The organism is Thiomicrorhabdus aquaedulcis (assembly GCF_004001325.1).
GTDB classification, from domain to species: Bacteria; Pseudomonadota; Gammaproteobacteria; order Thiomicrospirales; family Thiomicrospiraceae; genus Thiomicrorhabdus; species Thiomicrorhabdus aquaedulcis.
This window is the reverse complement of record NZ_AP018722.1, coordinates 1799734-1816483: the sequence shown is the minus strand read 5'-3', so window position 1 is coordinate 1816483 and position 16750 is coordinate 1799734. Positions and strand designations below refer to the sequence as shown.

At 46.8% G+C, this 16750-nt stretch carries 18 protein-coding genes; 13 read left to right on the top strand and 5 right to left on the bottom strand.

All coding sequences use genetic code 11. The features are described from left to right. Window positions 1-70 precede the first annotated feature (70 nt). The 3 genes from gcvH (at window position 71) to EP181_RS08275 (ending at window position 2955) form a co-directional block, all read left to right on the top strand. Entirely contained in the window at window positions 71-460 is a 390-nt protein-coding gene (gene gcvH / locus EP181_RS08285) for a glycine cleavage system protein GcvH (RefSeq protein ID WP_127471220.1), read from the top strand. A 153-nt stretch (window positions 461-613) separates the two neighbouring features. Beyond that, entirely contained in the window at window positions 614-1807 is a 1194-nt protein-coding gene (locus EP181_RS08280; protein WP_127471219.1) for a class I SAM-dependent rRNA methyltransferase, read from the top strand. Next, complete coding sequence (locus EP181_RS08275; protein ID WP_127471218.1) at window positions 1801-2955, top strand: hypothetical protein; 1155 nt, start codon at window positions 1801-1803, stop codon at window positions 2953-2955. Before EP181_RS08280 ends, EP181_RS08275 begins: the two co-directional genes overlap by 7 nt. A gap of 365 nt (window positions 2956-3320) precedes the next feature. Here EP181_RS08275 and lysA read toward each other — a convergent pair whose 3' ends face one another. Both lysA and lptM read right to left on the bottom strand, forming a co-directional pair. After that, window positions 3321-4574, bottom strand: coding sequence for a diaminopimelate decarboxylase (gene lysA / locus EP181_RS08270; RefSeq protein ID WP_127471217.1), 1254 nt, complete (start codon window positions 4572-4574; stop codon window positions 3321-3323). Continuing rightward, window positions 4571-4768 carry an LPS translocon maturation chaperone LptM gene (gene lptM, locus EP181_RS08265; protein WP_127471216.1) on the bottom strand — a complete coding sequence of 66 codons (198 nt, stop codon included), beginning with the start codon at window positions 4766-4768 and terminating at the stop codon, window positions 4571-4573. Before lptM ends, lysA begins: the two co-directional genes overlap by 4 nt. Before the next feature lie 212 nt (window positions 4769-4980). Here lptM and EP181_RS08260 point away from each other — a divergent pair, with 212 nt between their 5' ends. Beyond that, window positions 4981-5706 carry an alpha/beta hydrolase gene (locus tag EP181_RS08260; protein WP_127471215.1) on the top strand — a complete coding sequence of 242 codons (726 nt, stop codon included), beginning with the start codon at window positions 4981-4983 and terminating at the stop codon, window positions 5704-5706. Window positions 5707-5737: 31 nt separating this feature from the next. Then, on the top strand, window positions 5738-6748 hold the full coding sequence (locus tag EP181_RS08255; RefSeq protein WP_127471214.1) for a hypothetical protein: 1011 nt from the start codon (window positions 5738-5740) through the stop codon (window positions 6746-6748). Between the two features lie 6 nt (window positions 6749-6754). On the opposite strand, the gene EP181_RS08250 is transcribed toward EP181_RS08255, so the two are convergent. From EP181_RS08250 to EP181_RS08240, 3 genes are all read right to left on the bottom strand, one after another. Continuing rightward, on the bottom strand, window positions 6755-7192 hold the full coding sequence (locus EP181_RS08250) for a DUF4414 domain-containing protein (RefSeq protein WP_127471213.1): 438 nt from the start codon (window positions 7190-7192) through the stop codon (window positions 6755-6757). 51 nt (window positions 7193-7243) lie between these two features. Beyond that, on the bottom strand, window positions 7244-8185 hold the full coding sequence (locus tag EP181_RS08245) for a PilZ domain-containing protein (RefSeq protein WP_127471212.1): 942 nt from the start codon (window positions 8183-8185) through the stop codon (window positions 7244-7246). Between the two features lie 76 nt (window positions 8186-8261). Then, window positions 8262-8528 (bottom strand): FeoC-like transcriptional regulator, encoded by a 267-nt coding sequence (locus tag EP181_RS08240; RefSeq protein WP_127471211.1) that lies wholly within the window; start codon window positions 8526-8528, stop codon window positions 8262-8264. Window positions 8529-8728: 200 nt separating this feature from the next. Between EP181_RS08240 and EP181_RS08235 the strand changes: the two genes are divergently transcribed. The 8 genes from EP181_RS08235 to EP181_RS08200 all read left to right on the top strand — a co-directional run bounded on the left by EP181_RS08235 (window position 8729) and on the right by EP181_RS08200 (window position 16750). Continuing rightward, window positions 8729-9235: a GlcG/HbpS family heme-binding protein gene (locus EP181_RS08235; protein WP_127471210.1), complete on the top strand. Its 507-nt coding sequence runs from the start codon at window positions 8729-8731 to the stop codon at window positions 9233-9235. Window positions 9236-9605: 370 nt separating this feature from the next. Next, window positions 9606-9815, top strand: a complete 210-nt coding sequence (locus EP181_RS08230) for a Flp family type IVb pilin (RefSeq protein ID WP_127471209.1) — start codon at window positions 9606-9608, stop codon at window positions 9813-9815. Between the two features lie 42 nt (window positions 9816-9857). After that, window positions 9858-10331 carry a hypothetical protein gene (locus EP181_RS08225; RefSeq protein ID WP_127471208.1) on the top strand — a complete coding sequence of 158 codons (474 nt, stop codon included), beginning with the start codon at window positions 9858-9860 and terminating at the stop codon, window positions 10329-10331. A 105-nt stretch (window positions 10332-10436) separates the two neighbouring features. After that, window positions 10437-11327 carry a Flp pilus assembly protein CpaB gene (gene cpaB / locus EP181_RS08220; RefSeq protein WP_127471207.1) on the top strand — a complete coding sequence of 297 codons (891 nt, stop codon included), beginning with the start codon at window positions 10437-10439 and terminating at the stop codon, window positions 11325-11327. Beyond that, the gene (locus EP181_RS08215; RefSeq protein ID WP_232023392.1) at window positions 11324-13045 is read left to right on the top strand and encodes a type II and III secretion system protein family protein; all 1722 of its coding nucleotides are present in this window, start codon (window positions 11324-11326) and stop codon (window positions 13043-13045) included. Before cpaB ends, EP181_RS08215 begins: the two co-directional genes overlap by 4 nt. Next, the gene (locus EP181_RS08210) at window positions 13045-14385 is read left to right on the top strand and encodes a CpaE/TadZ family protein (protein WP_127471206.1); all 1341 of its coding nucleotides are present in this window, start codon (window positions 13045-13047) and stop codon (window positions 14383-14385) included. The genes EP181_RS08215 and EP181_RS08210 overlap by 1 nt, the downstream gene beginning before the upstream one ends. Beyond that, window positions 14382-15800 carry a TadA family conjugal transfer-associated ATPase gene (locus EP181_RS08205; RefSeq protein ID WP_127471205.1) on the top strand — a complete coding sequence of 473 codons (1419 nt, stop codon included), beginning with the start codon at window positions 14382-14384 and terminating at the stop codon, window positions 15798-15800. Before EP181_RS08210 ends, EP181_RS08205 begins: the two co-directional genes overlap by 4 nt. Further along, window positions 15800-16750 carry a type II secretion system F family protein gene (locus EP181_RS08200; protein ID WP_127471204.1) on the top strand — a complete coding sequence of 317 codons (951 nt, stop codon included), beginning with the start codon at window positions 15800-15802 and terminating at the stop codon, window positions 16748-16750. Before EP181_RS08205 ends, EP181_RS08200 begins: the two co-directional genes overlap by 1 nt.

The following is a 16750-nucleotide window of genomic DNA, read 5'->3' as shown; positions in this document are numbered from 1 at the left end:
AAAATGGGCTTTGCGATTTAAGGCTTTTTAGTGATATGATTTTGCATTCAAATTCATAGGAGCAAACAACATGAGCGTTTTACCCAGTCATTTAAAATACGCGCAAACCCACGAATGGGCTTATGTGGATGAAGACGGCAATGTCGTAGTGGGCATTACCGACTTTGCCCAAGAAGCGTTAGGTGAATTAATGAGCGTGACGTTTCCCGAATTGGGTATGGACGTAACGCAGGGCGATGACATTATGTCGTTGGAGTCGGTTAAAGCCGCCTCGGACATTTATGCACCCGTGAGCGGCGAAGTCATCGCGATTAACGAAGCCTTAGAAGATGAGCCAGAATTGATTAACGACGAACCTTACGATGGCGGTTGGTTGTTTAAAATTGCCCCCAATGACGTAAGCGAGTTGGAAGACTTGATGTCGGACGAAGAGTATCAAGAGCAAATTGACAACGAATAAAGGCTATTAATGCGCTAAACGCCTGACCCGTAACAGTGTGATTTGCAAAAGGGCTTTCATTTGAAAGCCTTTTTTATTGGCATTAAATTTACGCCAAAGTGATCGCCTTAACAGAATTAAAACAAAAGAATTAACACAAAAGAGAATCCCAACATGTACCCCAGTTTAAAACTTAAAAAAAATGAAGAACGTCGTATTAAGCAAGGCCATGTTTGGGTGTTTAGCAACGAAGTGGATAATGAAAAAACCCCATTAAAAGAGTTTACCGCCGGTCAAAGAGTGGTGTTTGAAGATTCGGCCGGTAAGCCGTTGGGCATGGGATACGTCAACCCCAATACCTTGATTTGTGGGCGTTTGTTGAGCCGCAGTGCTAAGTTAGAGTTAAACCTTAAATTCTTTAAAAAGCGCTTACAAGAAGCGCAAGCGTTGCGCGAGTTGCATTTTGACCAACCGTTTTATCGGTTGGTGTTTGGCGAAGGCGACGGCTTACCAGGCCTGGTCATTGATCGTTTTGGTGCGGTGTTTGTGGTGCAAATTACCACCGCTGGTATGGAGCTGGCCAAAGACGATATTATTCAGGTACTGATTAATTTGTATCATCCCGACGCCATTGTGATGCGCAACGACTCGGCCAGTCGTCAACTCGAAGGCTTGCCCCTGTACGAAGAAGTGGTGTTTGGTGAATTACCCGAGCAAATTGAAATTGTTGAAAACAACACGCGCTTTATTATCCCCGTGGTGGGTGGACAAAAAACCGGTTGGTTTTACGACCACCGTATGGCGCGTGCGCGCTTGCAAACCCTGGTAAAAGGCAAGCGCGTTTTGGACGTGTTTAGTTATTTAGGCGGTTGGGGCGTGGCAATGGCCACAGCGGGTGCCGAGTCGGTCACGTGCGTCGATTCGTCGGAGTTTGCGCTGGATGGTGTTGACCGCAATGCCGCGTTAAACGGGGTGAGCGAAAAAATGACCACCATTCAAGGTAATGCGTTTGATGTGTTGAACGCGTTGCGCATGGAAGGCGAAAAATTTGACGTGGTGATTATTGACCCGCCGGCGTTTGTAAAACGTAAAAAAGATTTTAAAGCCGGTTTTGAAGCCTATCGCCGTATTAACGAAATTGCCATGCGCGTGCTTGCACCCGACGGCATTCTGGTGTCGGCGTCGTGTTCACACCATTTAACACGCGACAATTTAGTGCAAGCGGTGCAGTCGGCCAGTCGTCACATTGATCGCAACGTACAGTTGTTTGAGCAAGGGCATCAAGGTCCCGACCACCCAGTGCATCCCGCCATTCCAGAAACCGAATACATTAAAACCCTGTTTTTTAGAGTGATTGCCAGTTGGTAGAGCAAAGCCCACTCACGCTGGATCAGCGCAAGCAATTGCAACTGGCCAAATTTAGTTTTTGGGATGAGTCCGAACACACCTTGTGGATTGATTGCCGCAAAATATTTCCGGCCTTAGGCGTGGTAAGCGTGCCCAGTTGGGACGCAATGATGATGAGTGCGGCCAAGGTGGACGCCTATCCGTCTAATTTACAGGTGCTGGCTTGGGCCAACACCGCGCACATTAACGCATGGCGCAAACCCATTCCCAAATGGGTGCAAGAGAGTTGCGCGCTGTTTCCCACTCATCAATTAAGCTTGTTGCATTACGCGGGAAAATATCCGCAAATGCTCGAACTGCTGGACAACTCGCCCATGTTGGCGTGGCGTTTGGTCAGCGCTGGGCTAAGTGAACCCGAAGTGGTGGGGTTATTGGGCGGTAAACGCCAGCTCATGGCCAAACAGATGGGCTGGCCGGGCAAAGATGAAACCATTCGATTTTTGCGTAACTTGCGGTTGCGCATCGTAAACGACGACATTGCCCAGCAAGTCGAGGTGTGTTTAATGGACGAGCAGCGTTTAAACGCCTTGCAAACGTTGCCGCGCATTAACTCGATGGCGTTGTCATTGGCGGCGCGTTTTCCAGAGCTGATTGGTTGCCGCTTGCACATGGCGTTAGCGCAATTGCCGTGCCGCCCCATGCAATGCAAAAGCATGGTGGAGTTGTTAGAAGACGCCTACGCCTTGGCCGACTATTTAGGTTTAAGCCCGGCTGAACTAAAGAACATTGGCGAATGTCGGTACTTAATTGAAGTGAGTCAACTCTACCAGGGCTGGTTAACCCAGGCATTGCAGGGTCTTGAGGTTAAGGCTTTAAATCCGCAACGTTTAAGCGCCCAACCCACGGTTTTGCACCGTAACGATTGGCACGCCTTAAGTGTATTGCAACAACACGCGTGGTGGGTCAATGTTGACGGTGAACCGGTGGAGGGCGAAAGTACAGCGAACACACAACCTTGCCATTTACTGGCCTGGCAAGACGAAGAGGGCGTTTGGGCGGCGTTAATAGACGCGACCAATAAAGTGCTAAAAGTACGTGGTTTAGACAATGTACTGGCCGGTTCAAAACAACTCACCCAAGTGCATTTGTGGCAAGCGGGTCAGTTGTAAACAGGCACAATAAATTGTGTATTACAAGGCTAACCCAATAACGTCATTGCGGGCTTGACCCGCAATCTTTAGCGGTTTACGGCGAGTGAGGCAGATGCCGTGTCGTGGCACGGCATGACGGTGGATTGTTATTACAAGACTAACCCAATAACGTCATTGCGGGCTTGACCCGCAATCTCTTGCAGTTTACGGCGCGTGCGGTAGATGCCGTGTCGTGGCACGGCATGACGGTGATTTGGTTTGACCAGGCCTGGTCACTTTTCCCAATCTGTTAAACAAGACCGACCCAATAACGTCATTGCGGGCTTGACCCGCAATCTATTGCAGTTTACGGCGCGTGAGTCTCCATCATTCTATACGTCCAATCAATCTAGGGTTTTTTCAGAGCCCATTAAATCTTCATAGGTTTCGCGTGGGCGTACTTCAAAGGCGTTCTGGCCTTGCACCATAATTTCGGCGGCGCGGGGGCGGGTGTTGTAGTTTGAGCTCATGCTAAAACCGTACGCGCCCGACGACATGACGGCAAGTAAATCGCCTTCTTTTAAGTTGAGTAGGCGGTTTTTGCCTAAAAAGTCACCGGTTTCACACACCGGTCCCACCAAGTCCCAATGGGCTTCTAAGCCATCGGTGCGCGGGCACACCGGCACAATGTCTTGATACGCTTGGTACAGCGCAGGTCTAATTAAGTCGTTCATGGCGGCGTCAATAATGGCAAAGTTTTTGTGTTCGGTGGGTTTTAAAAACTCCACTTTGGTCAGCAAAACTCCGGCATTACCGGCAATGGCACGGCCGGGTTCAATAATAATTTCTAAGGAATCGTCGGCCAATTTTGCCAGCAACGCTTGAATGTAGTCGCCAATGGGTGGAGGGTTTTCGGTGGTGTAGGTAATGCCCAAACCGCCGCCTAAATCAAGGTGGTGAATGTCAATGCCCATGTCGGTTAAGGTGCTTTTTAACGCCAAAACGCGCTCTAATGCGTCCACAAAGGGTTTAAGCTCGGTGAGTTGTGAGCCAATGTGACAATCAATGCCTACGGGGTTAACGTGCGAGCAGGCGCACGCGTCGGCGTACAGCGCGGGAGCGGTGTTGATATCGACCCCAAACTTATTGTCCTTTAAACCCGTAGAAATATACGGATGGGTTTTGGCGTCCACGTCGGGGTTTACGCGCACCGACACGTCGGCTATTTTGTCCATGGCTTGCGCAACGCTTTGAATGCGGTTGAGTTCGGCGTGCGATTCAATGTTAAAACAGCGAATGCCGACTTCTAACGCGCGTTTTATTTCGGCGGGTTGCTTGGCGACCCCGGAAAAAACCACTTTTTTAGGGTCGCCGCCGGCACGCAGCACGCGTTCTAATTCGCCTTGCGATACGATGTCAAAGCCGGCACCCAGTTTGGCCAATACGCTGAGTACCGCCAGGTTTGAGTTGGTTTTAACTGCATAACAAACCAAGTGCGGATGCGTGCCAAATGCCTGGTCAAATGCTTGCCAACGCTGCTCTAGCTCGGTGCGCGAATAAACGTATAATGGCGTGCCATAGGTTTGAGCAAGTTGCACAAGACTCACGTCTTCGATGTGTAACGTATTGTTTTTTAAATTAAAAATAGGCGTGGTCATGGTCGCTCCTGGTTTAAAGAGTGTAAAGCGTGCGCAGGCGCCAAGCTAAGTGTAGGCGCCAGGCTAAGCGAGGGTTGAATGGTCGTTTGCTCGGCGGCAGGCAAGGTTAAATCGCCTTTTTTACCGCAGGCGGTTAAGGTAACGGCTATTAAAGCCATTAAGGTCAAGAGTCTTAACTCAGACAGCAATCGCATAAAAATCTCGCTTTTGGTTGGGACTTGAATCGTCTTTGATTAGCGTTAAGTTTTATTTAGACAACTTTACTCAACTTAAAGCCAAACCCGTTAAAATGGGCGTTATTCTAGCAGAATCCATTCGCATTTAGGTGGGTTATCGTCCTGCGACCTTGGCTGTTTTAATAACGCAATAAACGGTCATAAACGGTTAGTAAATAAAGAGAGTGACTATGAACCAACGTTTGAACGATGTGCAAGATGCGCCCATTATTATTGAACCTAAAGCACCCGCTACGGCGGCGGTAATTTGGTTGCACGGTTTGGGTGCCGACGGTTATGATTTTGCCGGGATTGTTGAGCAGCTTAATTTGCCAGCGCAGCACGGTATTCGCTTTGTGTTTCCACACGCACCCGTGCAAGCGGTAACCATTAACGGCGGCGCTAAAATGCGTTCTTGGTATGACATTGCTTCAACCGATTTTTTAAAAGAAGTTGATGCGGCCGGTATTGAGGCGTCCAGCGCACAGATTGATACCCTGATTCATCAGCAAATAAATCAAGGCATACTCGCCTCGCGAATTGTGTTGGCCGGTTTTTCACAAGGTGGTCTGGTGGCCTTACATACTGGATTGCACTTTAAACCCACCTTGGCGGGCGTGTTGGCGTTATCCACGTATTATCCAATGGATCGTCTGGTTGATGCGTTTACAAAGGGTGTTACAGCACCGCCTACCGATGTGCTGTCTACCGATGTGCCTATTACCATGATGCACGGCACATTGGATAATGTGATTGGGCTGCGTATCGCCCAGCAGTCTTGTGCGGCTTTAGCGGCCAAAGGGTGGAAGGTTGATTGGCACGAATACCCCATGGCGCATCAGGTGTGCGCGGCGCAAATAAACGACATGGCAAAATGGTTCAGCCGCACATTAACGCTTAACCAGGCCTGGTCATAATGGGACATTATTAATATGGGTTATTATTAGCATGAGCAACGTTCGGCGTCATTTTAGATATCAGGCCACTATTGCCATGCATTTAGAACCGGTCGATCAGTACGGACAATATTTAAGCGCCCAACGGCGTGAACTTATTACCGAGGCTGAAGAATTTAGGTTGCACGATGTAAACGAATTACTAAGTGAACTGTTAAATAAGGTATTTGATGCTCGGTCGGATGCGTTGTATGTTTTTTACGTTCTTAACCATCGCATTGACTTTATGGGGTGGTTGCTTGAATCGCTGATGGAATCGCAAGACCCACGTTTAAAACACGACTATAAATTTAGAGCCAAAGAGGATCAAAAATTTACCCCGCCCAAAGCCAAAGAATCGTCAACCATTGCGCCGTTAATATTGGGATTGTATCAGCGTATTGACGACTACCTTGTAGAAATAAACACCGTGGTTAGCAGCAGTATTGAAGGCAAAATATTTTTGTATCCACAGCCTATTGCTGATGCCTTTAATTCTCAAACCTACGTGACCAACTTAAACAGCCTTGCACAATCTGGTGTGTTGCCAGCTAAAGTATTGCAGCTTATGATTGAAAAACTCAATTTATACGCCACGGTATTGGGTCGCTTAAAAACAGCGTTTCACACTATTTCGCGCTCCGAATACTGGGAGCGTTACGCGCTAAACTTAAGCGCAGGTGGGTTAAGCTTTATAAGCGATGCCGCGCATCCTGGATTTGCGTTGTTTAGTAAGTTGCATGTGTTTATGGCCATTGAATCACAGGTTATGGTATGCAGTGGCAAAGTGGTAACGGTCAAAAAAATTGAGCTAACGCAGAACGATAAACCCTTAAACGATAAGCCGGTAAACGACAAGGTAGCGAGTGATAAGAATGCCCACCTATTAATGCACCAATCAGGTTTAAGCGGTTGTAAAGTGTCTATTGAATTTGAGTTTTTAACAACCGCGCAACAGCAGGGAATTGAGCTGTTTTTGCAGCGCAAAGAATTGCGCGATGCCATGGCAACAGTGGCGCTTTAATGGGGTTTACACAGTACCACTGGCAACAGCATGCGCGCGAGCGGCGCGCAAGTTTTGTTGTTTAACTTGTAAACTTTTGGTTAGCCATTGCGCAAAATAAGGGTGGTCGGTGAGCATGGCTTGGTATAAGTCGGCGGGGTTTTTGCCTGGCATGCCAAACGCGTTAGCGGCAATTTCATGCAGTTTATCAATGTATTGGTTGGGAAACTTAGGCGCGATGTCAAAGTAACTTACCTTGGTTAATATCACCGCGTTTAACAGTTCGTTCCATTGCATTGGGGTAAGAGCAAAGCTGGTTTTAAGACGTTCGCTTGGGCCATTTTTACGCATGATTAACATGTCTTTTAAGGTTGAAAAGCGAATTAACTCCAACGCCGCTTCGCGCAATGCTAAGGGCAAGGCATCCATAAAAGAGGGGTCAACGTCGTGGTTACTGCCAGGCATAGGGTTCTCTTGTTGTTAATGTGTATTTATGTCAGTGCAAAAAGCGATGAGTTACAACGGTATGTCCATGCACTCTTTGACTTCTTGTTTTTGAATTTCTTGTTGAATATAATTTTGATGGTTGCCGTCCGGAAACTCGTAATTAATCGCCACGCGCTCGGTTAGACCGTCTGGGTCGGTACGCATGTCCACCACACTGCCATTAAAATACAGTACCTTTTTATCAGATTCAAAATACAAATACACGTCGACGCGTGAATACTGCGGAAAACGTTTATTAATATTAACCGCAATGCCGCTGGCGCTTACATTAGCATTGCGCACAGGCCATTCGGTAGGAAACTGCTTAAAGTAGTTATCGTCGTTAATTTGTCTGTATGTTTCTAAATAAGCGTTGAGCAATTGGCATACGTAGCTAATGGCCTGAATGAGCGGAATTTTTTTAAACTTTTCAGAGTCAAAAATCATCATCATCTCATCCATTTTAAAACCGACTGGCAAATGGCCAATAACATGAAAATGGGTGGGAGTAGATTGATTAATGCTGTTGACCATACTGTTTAGAAAGCTTAAATATTTTTCTTCAATCATCTTTAAATATTGAAAAGTTTTAGGCGAGCTGGCCTGAAACTTATATGTGCTTTGAAACCCTTTTAAATGCTCATTTACGCTCATCCAATAACTGGGATCGCTTTTGGGGTTTCGGCCCTCGGCAATAGCGCGACTGCAATTACCAAAAAACTCAATAAACGAAATGATTTCATCAAAAATTTCAGTTAATAATGCATTTTGTTCTTGAATGCGAGATACCCATAAATTGGTAAAGTGTTTGCGGGTTTCAATTACGTTTAAAAAACTTTGCGGAAAATAATCGGCACCTGTGGCGTAAATTTCGCGGTCTTTAATGGGTGAGCTGGGCACAATAAAATACCGCACAGGCATGTTAACGCGGTGAAAGCGACGTGAGTTACCTTTTCTAAACCATTTATTCATAATTTTTAGCGAGTTCCCAGCGAAGATTCACGTAGATGGTGGTGTTTATTGACTCGTTTTGGCACAGCATTTGATTTTAAAGAATTTGCACGGGAATAGATAGGTTTTTTAATCGCCGATTTACCCATTGATACGATGGCGTGCTTTTGGATGATCCACAACCACTTTGACACGCACCGCTGGCGCAAACATCAGCCGAAACAGCCTGAACAAAACCCTGCGTTAATAACGGTTGCACTAAACCCAACGCCGCTTCTTGCGTTAAGTCAAAATGCCTGCAAATATCCAGCAAACTTACACGTTTGTTGTGTTGTATATAATTTTTTAGCGACAATAAAATCATGACAAATGACCAGGCCTGGTAAGGCGTTAATACACCTTTTGAGTTAATTTTAACTCATTTTACACACTTATTAAGCACTGGCTAAGGGTTTTTACCAGGCCTGGTTTTTTAAAAAAGCCCTGATAGAATGCATATGACAGCTTTAGATTGTCTTTAGACAAAACGTTTACAAAAAATGCTCACAAAATAAGGAATTGACAATGAAATTAACAAAGTTAAACACTCAAATGGCTGCTCTAGGGTTAGTTGCGGCCTTTATGGCGGCTCCTGTTATGGCAAAAGAGCCTTTAACAGTCAATGTGTCGGTACTTTCAATGGACGTGGCCAATAAAATTGCCTTAAACACCGTAGCCGCTTGTCGTGAAAAGGGTATTCCAGTTAGCGTAAGCGTAGTGGATCGTAACGGAATTATTCAAGCCCAATTGCGCGACACCATTGCTCCGGCCGTATCACTGGGCATTAGCCAAAAAAAGGCCTATACCGCCGTTATGTTTAACGTAAAAGGCTCAGAGTTAGAAGGCCGCGCCAACAGCCCATTGCAAACCATGGGTGAGGGCTTAGCGTTTATGGCAGGGTCAACTCCGATTGCGGCCGGCGGTAAACTATACGGTGCAGTAGGCGTAAGCGGCGCACCCGACGGAAAAGACGACGAAGCCTGCGCAATTGCCGGGGTAGAATCGGTGCAAGATGATTTAGAGATGCAATAATGCGTTAAAACAACGTTGTGAGATGCAAAAAAGCCAGCCTAAAATGCTGGCTTTTTTGCTTTTTGCGGTTTGAAAAAAACGATATTTTAGTTAAGCTTCTTACTTATAGGCTTATAAATATTAGCATGTAATAATATTAAAAATAATAATATAGTTTTAACTTATACGGTCATTTATTAATAATTTATGTTTATTTTCAATAGGTTGAGTGCTTCTTGAAAGGGGTTTTTAAAGGGTAGAAGATTTACTTATTAGCGCATCAAAAGATTTGTTTATGAAAGCCCATAAATTTTATTGTTCTTTACTTTTTTATGCGTTTTAATGCCCATCAACCGGAAACGGTCTAATTCAATAAAACGAGGAAATTACCATGTTAAACGAAGTTAAAGTTCAAGAGATCATCAAAGCAAAACAAGTTAAAAAGCAAAAGGGCGCGTCAATGATTGAGTACGCGATTTTGGTGGGTGTCATTGTTGCAATCGGTGTAGCTGTGACGAACGCTAATATTGGTGCTGATATTTCCACTAAGATCAAGAGTGCTGTTTCTGGTGCTACAGTAACTCCTACGACTGGAGGATAAAACTCTTTAGTTAATCACTTAGTCGTTTTAAGAGGAAAATATATGAAACTCCATTATCAACGCGGTGCTGTGATGCTGGAAGCGGCGTATGTTCTTCCTCTTATTATTTTGGTGATTTTGTTTATGGTAGAGACGCTTAATTATGCCTTAAACAGTTTTGCCGTAAGTGATGTACTCACCGCAGCGCATTCAGAAATAATCAGTGAAGTGAGTGACGTCGCAGCACTAGGTACCACGTTGCGTTATGTGACGTGTGCATCTGGTAAGGTGGCGTTAAAAGGTGATGCAGCCGCTACATTAAAAAGTGATGTGGAAGCAAAGCTCAAAGATGTTATGAAGTTTGCAACCCCTGTTACAGCTAAGTTTACCGAAAGTGCGGTAGGTGGGTTTGATGTGTATGTAGTTAATGTAAAAGGAGTTGCTAATACTTTGATAGTACCTAATTCGTTAGGCGTGCCTTTACCCATTAGCGTAGACACCATCATCAGTGTTAAAGACACTTGCACGCCAGCTTAACGTGATACCGCTCAATGAGTGCAAGGGCTTTTAAATGGCTCTAACCGAATTCAAATTAGTGTTAATTCAAGCAAGTTAATCCAATCAAACATAAACGAGTTTTATATGAAATTTCAACGCAGTGATGTGGTGCTGTATGGCGTTGCCTTGCTTTCGGCGGTGTTAGCCATGGGTTTGGTGTACGGATACGTCGAAAGTAGGGTGGCCAGTGCCGAGGCTAAGGTTAAAACCGAAATTAAAACCATCACTGTGGTCGAAAAGCCCGAGCTTAAAGGCATTGTGGTGGCCAATCGCGATGTGTATCGCGGCGAAAAAATAGAGGCCGACGACATTAAATTGCTGATGGTACCCACCGAAGGCGTGGTCACCACCGGCGTGTTAACCGACGTCACCACGGTGGTGGGTCATGTGGCCAAGCAGGATATTTTTGCGGGCGAATGGCTGCTAGAGCAAAAGCTGGGCATGCAAGAAGAGACCCAAAGCAATGTCTTGGCGCTGCTCGAAAAGGGCATGCGCGCCATTCGTATTCCGGTGTCGGCCGAAAGCGGGTTATTGGGTATGTTAAACCCCAGCGATCATGTAGACGTGATTAGCGTGTTTGAAAGCCCCGACGGCAAGCGCATGATCAGCCGAACTATTTTGCAAAACATTGAGGTGCTTTCTATTGGACAAGTCGATCGCATGGGCAAGCAGACCGTAGAAGTACAAAAAGAAAGCCAGCAAAATCAACAAGGTGAAGCGTTTGTTAAAGCCTCTATGGTGGCGTTAAATGTCAATGTCGAGCAAGCCGAAAAACTGGCTTTGGCCATGAACATTGGCGCGTTTCACTTAGTCTTACGCGGCGCGGCCGACGTAGATTTGGTGGAAACCAATGGGGTAAGCGTACAGTCTATGGCAGGTGAACAGCAACGTCCGCCTATTTATAAAGCAAAACAAGACCGTGATGTTATTCAAATTATGCAAGGCGGTCAGGTTGAAGAGGTGAGAACACGATGAACTTTATGCAAACACACGCACGTTTAAAGCCCACAGTTTTAAGCACTAAAAAGAACACCAAGCACAAGAATATAAAGTACAAAAACCTCAACCAACGTGTTTTAGCGCTTAGTTTGGCCGTTGCCATGGGAACCGCGGTTTTACCAGGCCTGGTCAATGTCGCCATGGCCGCGCCCGCCAATGATGTCTCTCAGTTGTCTTCGCAATCGTCGTTGCAATCGCCCGCTAATAACACCAGCAAAGTAGTAAACCTAACCGCCACCGACAGCCAAATTATAAAGTTTGATAAAGCCTTAAAACGCGCCATGATTGCTAACCCCGAGCTGGCCAGTGTGCAAGTGTTGGGCAACAACGAGTTGTTAATCAGCGGAAAATCGGCCGGTCGTACCCAGTTAATTGTGACCTACCGCGACACACCCAATACCGATCACCAAATTGTGTTAAACGTAGCCCCCGACCAAGCGCGCCGCAACGAAATTGAACAAACCCTGACCCAACTGCTTAAAGATTTAAACCCAGAAGGCACGGTAAGCTTTCAGCTTAAAGACATTTGGATTGCCGCCGAAGGTGCCGTGCGCCGTGAAGTAGACCATGTGGGTAATTTAATTGACGACGACGCCAAACCCACCGCCAATGCGCGCCAAGACAAAACCATTTTGCAAACGCAAACCAGCGCCGGTAATTTAAGCGCCACCCCGCAAGCGGGTAATTTTATGGTGCTGTTGTCAGGTACTGTGCCCAATATGGCGCAAAAAAAGCGCATTCAGTCGGTTATTTCGGCGTTGGGTTTAAGCGTGGTTAACATGGTGGGTGTCACCGGGCCACAACAAATTAAACTGTCGGTGCGCGTCGCCGAAGTGGTAAAAGGCAATCCGTTTAGAAGTGGGTTTGCGGTACGCGACAAACAAGATACCTATGGGGTTTTTCCGCCAGGTAATTTGGGAACCACGGCACAATTTTTATTAAACGCGGTGGTGGGTACTAATGCACCCAGAGAAATTGCTTTTCCGCATTCTGATGGTTTTCAAATTGGTGTAAACCCTAAAAATGAAGATTTTTTTGGTGTGCTCTCAATTTTAGAAGGCAACAACCTGGCGCGCGTGTTAGCTAAACCCGAACTGATTGTGCAGTCGGGTGAAACCGCCGACTTTTTAGTGGGTGGTGAGGTGCCTATTCCGGTGTCGCAAGAGGCTGGAGCCATTTCAATTGAGTACAAAGAGTTTGGGGTGCGCTTACGTTTTAGCCCAATTATTACCGAATCGGGTGAAATTCAAATGACCGTCGCACCCGAAATTAGCAACATTGACGAAAGTGCTGGTATGCAAAACGGCAGTATTATTGTGCCAGGCTTTCGTTCGCGCAAAGCCAACACCACCATTACCTTGGCCGCTGGGCAAAGTTTTGTGATTGGTGGGCTTATTCAAGACAATTTTAGAAGCCAAGTGTCTAAAATTCCGTTATTAGGTGACATTCCTATTTTAGGTACGTTTTTTAGATCGACCAGCTACGAAAAAGATCAGTCTGAGTTGGCGATTTTGGTTACCCCCACCTTTATAGAACCCATTGCCGCCGGCGCAAAAGTGACTTTGCCAGGCGAAAACTTAGAACGTCCCAGCGTGGCCGATGGCTTTTTTATGGGCAAAGTGGCCAAGCTACTGCCCGAAGGCCAGAGCGCTTTGCCCGAGTCGTCGGTTAAGATTGGGTTGGAGAAGCCTTAATGAGCCAAGTTTACTCTACCAACTTAATGATGCTTAAGCGCGCGCTCTATTTTGGCCACGACGCCGACTTAAAAGAAGCGGTGCGGGTGTCTGTGCTGTCTAAATATTTTTTAGAACCTTTGGACGACGTGCCGCATATTTGGCCAGACGATGTGCAGTTGGTCTTGCTGGAATACCACGGTGATGCGCAAGCGGTGCTTGAAAAGGTCAATCAAATTCTTACCCTGGCCAAAGGGGTGGCGATTTATCTGCTGTTAAAAGAGAAAAACGCCGACTTTATTATTGAAGCCAATCACCAAGGGGTGACCGGCTTTATTGAATGCCCGAGTGAAGTGTTTAATATTTTGTCTATTTTGCACATGCAAGACCGCCGCCAAAAGGGTAAAAACGGCAATGTGTCGGCGTTGTTTAGTTTAAAAGGCGGCGTGGGCTGCACCGCGTTGGCCACTAATTTGGCCGGGCATTTAAACACGCTTACCGAAGGCCGCACCGTGTTGGTGGACATGAACATGCCACTGGGCGACACCGCATTGTATTTAAACATGGAAGGCCAGCGCCTTTATACCCTTACCGACTTTGTGTACAACCTAAACCGTTTTGACGAGAACTTGGTGTATAAGTCGCTGAGTCGGCATGAGTCGGGGTTGTATTTGCTACCACTGCCCAGTGAAGTGACCGAATTGGACAGCTTAAACGGCGAATTAATTAAAACCATTATTAATGTTTTGCGCCGTTACTTTGACCACGTGGTGATAGATTGCGCGTGTGATTTGTCCGATTTAACTCTAAATTGTTTAGACGAGGCCGACAACATTGTCTTGGTGGCCGAACCGTCGCTGTCGTCGTTTAGAGCGGTGAACACCGCCATTAAATTAAGCCAAAAACTGGGTTATTTAAAAGAGTCGCTTAAATTGGTGGTAAACCGTTGCAATTGCGAACACGACGACATGCTCGAAGAGGTGATTGCCTCGCTTGAAGTGAGCTCGGTGGCGCGCGTGGCCAACGACTACTTGGGCTTTAACGACTCGTTAAAAGAGGGGCGTTTGTTAAACCAATATAAACCCGAATCGATTGTCAATTTGCAGTTGTTGGGCATCGCAAATATGCTGCACAACGGCAGCGTGCCGCTGGAGTTGCAAGACGCACAAAACAGTGTGAGCATGTTTAAACGTTCTAAAAATCATCATCGCCCCAAGGCAAAAACCGGTTGGTTATCAGGCTTACCAGGCCTACCAGACCTGGTAAGTTTTTTTAGTCAGAAAAAAGCCAAGCAGTCAACGGCCTTAAACTCCGCGAAAACCAGCGCAATTAACCCAAGCAATGCAGCAGGTAACGTATGAGCATTCGCGACCGTTTACGTCAAGTGGAGCAAAAACGCCAAGTTAATCACGCCATTGAAAGTGTCGACAGCGCCAAAAAAGCCGACATGAGCATGCTCACCCGTGATGCACGCCAAGAGTCGAGCTTGGTGCAAAACACCACGTTTCAAGAAATTAAAGCGCGTTGCCAAAAAAAGGCCGCCGAAGACGAAGCTTTTTACGAAGCCGACAGCACCGAAACCCGCCAAGAACTGCGCCCTCGTTTAGAGGTGCTGGTGCGCGAAACCGCCAGCGATATGGGGTATCCGTTATCCGAGATTGAAGTACGTCAATTGGGCGTTGAGTTACTGGACGAAATTTACGGTTTAGGTCCGATAGAACCGTTGTTGGCCGACCCCACCATCTCGGATATTTTAATTAACGGTTACAAACAAATTTACGTTGAGCGCGGAGGGCAGTTAGAACTGACTGACGTGCGTTTTATCAGCGAAGAGCATTTGCGCAATAAAGTTGATCGCATGCTCTACACCACCGGGCGCAGAGTCGATGAGTCATCACCGTTGGTAGATTCACGTCTGCCCGATGGTTCGCGTATTAACATTATTATTCCACCCTTAGCAGTGGACGGCATTAGCGTGTCGATTAGACGGTTTCCCGAACAGCATTTGCGCCCAAAAGATTTAATTGCATTTGGCTCGATGACCGAGCAGATGTACCAGTTTTTAGACTACGCCGTTAAAGCCGGTTTAAACATATTGGTGTGTGGCGGAACAGGCTCGGGCAAAACCACGACGTTAAACATGTTGTCGGGGTTAATACCCGAAAACGAGCGCACCGTTACCATTGAAGACAGCGCCGAACTTAGAATGCAACAAGCGCATGTGGTGCGTTTAGAAACGCGTCCACCCAATGCCGAAGGCGTGGGCGAGGTAACACAACGTGAACTGTTGAAAAATGCGTTGCGGATGCGCCCCGACCGCATTGTGTTGGGTGAGGTGCGTGGGGGCGAGGTGTTGGACATGCTGCAAGCCATGAACACGGGGCACGATGGCTCTTTGGCGACCTTGCACGCCAACAGTCCACGCGACAGCATTGCGCGTTTGGAGTTAATGATTAACCTAAGCGGCGTGGACATTCCGGCCGCGTCCATTCGTAAACAAATTGCCAGCGCCATTGACCTTATTATTTATGTAAACCGTGGTAAAGACGGCAAGCGTCGGGTTGAGTCTATTACCGAAGTGGTGGGCGTTGAAGAAGAAAACGTGGTGCTGCAAGAGGTTTACGTGTTTGAGTATCGCGAAATTGACCCGATAACCGGACAGATGAAAGGGGCGTTTAGGGCCACTGGATTGCGTCCAGCGTGCGGTAAAAAGTGTGAAGCGGTGGGTTATCGTTTGCCACAAGATTTGTTTAACTTTGTACAGGAAGTTGGCTAATGAGCGGCTTAGACGCAGGGTTTTTGTTGGTAAGTTTGGGTATTTTAGTGCCGTTTGCCTTGTTGGCTTACGCCCGCGCCCATCGCAAACAGCAAGCCCAAAAAGCCGCACTCAGTAAGTTGTTGCTGCGGGCGGGCATCAGCAGCGCGCAACAAAAAACCATTAAAGAGCAGTTAATGAGTCAAAAAGACCGCGAGTGGTTTATTTGGCTGGCCAGTAAATTTAAAAAAGCCGGTTTAAGCGATAAAAACGCCATGCCAACGTGGTTTGTGGCGCAGGCGGTTACCGCGTTTTTAAGTGCGTTTATTGTGGTCAGCCAATTTAGCGTGCTAAACGATAAATTGGTGCTGCTGTGCATTGCGTTACCGCTTTTGCCCAGTGGCTTTTTGCTGTTTAAAATTCATCAACGGCAAACGCTGTTGCGCAAACAGTTTCCCGATATGCTTGATTCGATTGTGCGCTCTTTGCAATCGGGTTACGGCATTGACGGAGCATTAAGCGCAGTGGCCGAAGACCTAAAAGGTCCTTTGGCGCAAGAGATGGGCGAGGTCAATAAACAATTAACCATTGGCATTAGCATGCGTGACATTTTGCGTGACTTTCAACGCCGTGTGGCACTGCCCGAGGCGCAGTTTTTTGTTATCACCTTAATCATTCAGCGCGAAACCGGTGGCCAGTTGTCGCAAATATTGTCCGAGCTGGCTCGACTTATGCGCCGCCGAGTCAACTTTCAGGCCAAGCTTAAAACGCTTACCGCCGAATCGCGGTTTACCGCGTGGTTTATTGGCGGTGCGCCGGTGTTGTATGTGGCTTACAAATACTTTTTTGACAAGCCGTCGTTAACGTTTTTTTTGCAAGACCCCACCGGCGTTAAGCTGTTTAGTGTATCGCTTGTACTGATTTTGATCGGCATGCTGATTTTACGCAGCATGCTTAAAATGAGATTTTAA